This window comes from Gemella sp. zg-1178, assembly GCF_018790995.1.
Taxonomy (GTDB): domain Bacteria; phylum Bacillota; class Bacilli; order Staphylococcales; family Gemellaceae; genus Gemelliphila.
In genome coordinates this window covers 1-4,080 of the sequence record NZ_JAHKEI010000040.1, presented here as the reverse complement: position 1 = coordinate 4,080, position 4,080 = coordinate 1, and the positions used below count along the sequence as shown (strand labels likewise).

General features: G+C 26.0%; 5 protein-coding genes. 1 reads left to right on the top strand and 4 read right to left on the bottom strand.

Features of this window, described 5'->3' with window-relative positions:
- A partial coding sequence (locus tag KMP12_RS07140) for an IS3 family transposase (protein ID WP_215757033.1) occupies window positions 1-919 on the top strand: 919 nt, incomplete at its 5' end.
- A 190-nt stretch (window positions 920-1,109) separates the two neighbouring features.
- On the opposite strand, the gene KMP12_RS07135 is transcribed toward KMP12_RS07140, so the two are convergent.
- From KMP12_RS07135 to KMP12_RS07120, 4 genes are all read right to left on the bottom strand, one after another.
- The gene (locus KMP12_RS07135) at window positions 1,110-1,532 is read right to left on the bottom strand and encodes a hypothetical protein (protein ID WP_215757032.1); all 423 of its coding nucleotides are present in this window, start codon (window positions 1,530-1,532) and stop codon (window positions 1,110-1,112) included.
- 9 nt (window positions 1,533-1,541) lie between these two features.
- Window positions 1,542-2,741: an MFS transporter gene (locus KMP12_RS07130; RefSeq protein ID WP_215757031.1), complete on the bottom strand. Its 1,200-nt coding sequence runs from the start codon at window positions 2,739-2,741 to the stop codon at window positions 1,542-1,544.
- Window positions 2,742-2,751: 10 nt separating this feature from the next.
- Window positions 2,752-3,609, bottom strand: a complete 858-nt coding sequence (locus tag KMP12_RS07125) for a hypothetical protein (protein WP_215757030.1) — start codon at window positions 3,607-3,609, stop codon at window positions 2,752-2,754.
- A gap of 100 nt (window positions 3,610-3,709) precedes the next feature.
- Window positions 3,710-3,859 carry a hypothetical protein gene (locus tag KMP12_RS07120; RefSeq protein ID WP_215757029.1) on the bottom strand — a complete coding sequence of 50 codons (150 nt, stop codon included), beginning with the start codon at window positions 3,857-3,859 and terminating at the stop codon, window positions 3,710-3,712.
- Window positions 3,860-4,080 lie beyond the last annotated feature (221 nt).

Below are 4,080 nucleotides of genomic sequence, written 5' to 3'. Positions count from 1 at the left end.
TTGCCATATTCACTCCACACTTAAACAAAGATTAGAAGCTATCAATCCCCTTAAAAACCAACACAATATCAAGCTTCTTTGTAAAGTGTTAAATGTAAATAGGAGTACATATTATAAATATATTTCGTCAAAAATATCTAAAATAACTGAAGAGAATCAATATATTTTTAGATTGATTTTGGAAATCCATGGGAAATATAAGAAAAGACTAGGAATATATAAAATTACTCATATTTTAAATCGTGACTATGGCATTAAAATAAGTGTTGGTAGGGTATATAGATTAAATAAGAAATTGAATCTTCCTACTATGCCTACTGTAAAACCTTTTATTAAACGCAATAGTGTAGATACAGAAGATTCATATTTTCAAAATCACTTAAATAAAGAATTCAATCCAACTGAGCCTAATTTAGTTTGGGTTAGTGATTTTACTTACATCAAAGTTAATAATTCTTGGGTTTATTTATGCGTTATTATGGATTTATTTTCTAGAAAAATAGTATCTTGGAATATTTCAAAAAATCAAGATAGTAATCTTATTATTTCAATATTTAACGAGGCATACGAAAAACGAAATAGACCAAAATCATTAATGTTCCATTCTAATCGTGGTACACAGTTCACTTCATTTGCCTTTAGAAGTCTTCTAGATAATAATTCTATTGTTCAGTCTTTTTCTGATAAAGGACACCCTTATAATAACGCTTGTTGTGAATCCTTTTTTAAGTATCTTAAAAAAGAAGAAGGTAATAGAAAATCTTATTTTTCAAGTAAAAATTTATATTTATCTTTATTTGAATATATAGAGAGTTACTACAATGATAATATACCACATAGTTCTTTAGATTATATGACTCCTAACGATAAAGAGTTAGAATTTTTATTTTATACTGCGCCTCCAGAGCAGTGGTTTTAAATGTGGAAAAAGTGGTCAAGTAGGCCACATTTTTCTCACATTATACCACTACTATCTCTCAGCATAAATTAAATTTTACTGAATTTTTTCTCATAATTATGTCTATTTATTTGACTATAGTTCAGTGCAATTTATATAAAAAAAATAAACCCACCACAGAAAATTTCTGTGATGAGTTACAATTTATATATCAAAATCTTCTTCCTATATCTGTCCTTCTAAAATCGTCAATTTTTTCCAATTTTTTTATTAGTTCTTCTTCTCCTGGTTCTAATAAATTTATTATCTCTACTAATTTATCTATCTTTTCCATTTCAGTCAGCTCAGGATCAGGAATCAAATAATTTAACTTCATAGTTATATTATTTAATTTAATTCTTGCGGTTAGCATATTCTTACTTTCTAAAATACTCTCAGGAATGACCCTAGCCAGTCTTTCTATTCTCTCTTCTGGACCTAAACTATAATCTGGAAGCAATTCAAAAAGTTTCTTACTTATACCTTCTAACTTTTCCGTTACTTTAGAAAACTCTGGTTGCAATTCTTTTTGGTAATCACTTTCTTTAAAATATTTCTCACTTTTCCATAATTTATACCATTCTTTATTTTCCATCGTTAACCTCTATTCTTTATATTTTCTTAATTCTTTTGAAAAGATACATACTATCATACTTATAAAAACAACAATAAACGATATTAGTATAGAAAATTTTACAGAAAATACTGTAGATATAAATCCTCCTATTGTGGCTCCTAAAGGTATCATTCCCCTTCCAAAAATCCTCCAAATAGCTGATACACTTCCCAACATGGATATATCAACTTTCCCTTGCCTTATTGTTGACGCATTTACGTTATATAAAGGCATCGCAGCTCCTATAAGAATATTTGCTATAACTATTAATATAACACTAGCACTGTCACTTAAATAATATAAAAGAAATCCTAATGCATATAGAAAAAAAGCAATAATTATTGTTTTTCCACCACCGAAATATTCTGACATTTTAAAGGAGATAATAGATGAAATTACAAGTCCTATATTCCCTATACTAATAATAATTCCAATTATAGTTGTAGAAATTTCTAAAACTTTACTCAAATAATAAAATTGAATAGATTGAAAAATACCAATACCAAAAACTAACATAAAGTAGCTTATCGCCAAGACAAATAATAATCTTTCTTTATAAATATATTTATATGCATCTTTTATGTGAACTACAACTTTTTTATTACTTTTTTTTATATTTTTTTCCACCTCAGAAGAAATAAACATCTGACAAATACTTGCTAATATAAAACTCACTCCATCCAATATAAAAATAAAAGGAGCTGATAGTACACTAAATATAATCCCTGCAATACTTGGAGCCGTTGTATCTATAATACTATTACTAATTTCCATTCTATAGTTGGCTCTCTTTAATTCATTTTTATCTACTAACATAGGAACTTGACTATAAAAAGATATACTACCAAATAATAAACATGTATTCAGTAAAAAAATCAATATATAGAATCCTTCTAATGGAAGTAGTTTTGCTAATGAAAATATGAAAAGTACAATAGAAATAATAAAGCATATAAGATTCGTAATTATTCCTATTATCCTCTTATTTCCTTTATCAACAATAACTCCTACTAGCGTACTAAATAGCATGCTTGGTAAAAACGACAATACTGTAATAATAGACGTTTCTAAAATATTAGTATTATAAACATATATCCCTACTAAAGGTAGTGAGAATATTGTTAGTTTATTACCATAAGTACTTATTACTTGAGAACACCACAAAAAGGTAAAATTTCTATTTAACATATACTCTTCCCTAACTATAATAAGTTTTAATATTTTCTATTATATCTTTTCCATCGACATCAAAATAATCTATTTTTTCATATAGTGAATTAAGTAAATGATTGAATGATTCCTCTCCAGAGTTGCAAGCCTCTTTATAAAACTCTTTAAAATCATTATTAACTATTTCATTCAACATTTTCTTTCTAAATTGTAATAAATTTGCATACACACTAGTAGCATGCAATACTCTATCCAATTCCCACGCTTTATTTCTCTCTTCTTTTTGTTGCTTTCTCCAAGGAATATCAATTTTAGGAGATGTAGCACTAGAATAATTTTTAGGTAATACATTTTTCTTCAAAATACTCATATTAACTATTTGATGTATTGCTTCATGATAAATATTTTCTGCCAATAATACTTTATTCTTAGTAGAAATAACATTACTAGGAGGAATGTGGTATCCTGCTTTATAAGATATAAATATAACATAAGGCAGATTAGGTAGTGAACAGGAGGTTATTGTAGAATCAATATCTCTACTATCCTCTTTTAACGTGAGATTTACTATATACTTTACATTCTCTTTTATAACTATATAAAATTCTTCAAAATTTTGTTTTAAGTATTCCAACGCTTCTTCTACATCATTTTTAAAATCCTTATCAAATTTTGTTATTCTATGCGTATTCAGTGCTGTAGTTTTTAATAGATTATCTCTGTCACCACTAACTAAATAAAATTCATCTCCGCTTATATTAAGAATTTCATATTTTACATTTTCAGCTTGACTTTCAGAATAATTATTTATTTTTTGCAATTTTATAAATAAATCATCTTTATTATTTAATAACTTTATTTTTTCTCTATATCCAATAACAGACATATTATCAACCTTCTATTCAATATATTTTAAACATAAATAATAAAAATTGTCTGTGAATTTATATATTTATCATAAAGCCACAGACAGCATATAATAAATATTAATATCTTTCGTCTGGAACCATGTGATCTAAACGTTTAGTTAACGAATCTAATTTTTCTTTTGTTAAATTATTTAAATCTACATTGTCATCAGCATCTTCAATTTTCTTTTCAATTTGTAGTTCTTCATTTACTTTTTTTTCTTCCATTATTTTTTCCTCCTTATATTTACTAGATATCCGTAAAAATATTATATTTTATTTTTCTGAAAATTTCAAGTAGTTTTTGTTAAAATAAATAAAAAGTAAATTATATAATTAAGTTAGCCAGTAGTACAAAAAAAGCATCTCATAGGATATACTTTTAGTAACTACAAAAAAAGGATACCAAGAGATGCAAGAACATTATAACACAAAAGGCAAACACATTA

Excerpts from the sequence above, each read along its gene's own strand:
- KMP12_RS07135 (WP_215757032.1), bottom strand. The coding sequence starts at position 1,532 with ATGGAAAATAAAGAATGGTATAAATTATGGAAAAGTGAGAAATATTTT.
- KMP12_RS07130 (WP_215757031.1), bottom strand. The coding sequence starts at position 2,741 with ATGTTAAATAGAAATTTTACCTTTTTGTGGTGTTCTCAAGTAATAAGT.
- KMP12_RS07125 (WP_215757030.1), bottom strand. The coding sequence starts at position 3,609 with ATGTCTGTTATTGGATATAGAGAAAAAATAAAGTTATTAAATAATAAA.
- KMP12_RS07120 (WP_215757029.1), bottom strand. The coding sequence starts at position 3,859 with ATGGAAGAAAAAAAAGTAAATGAAGAACTACAAATTGAAAAGAAAATT.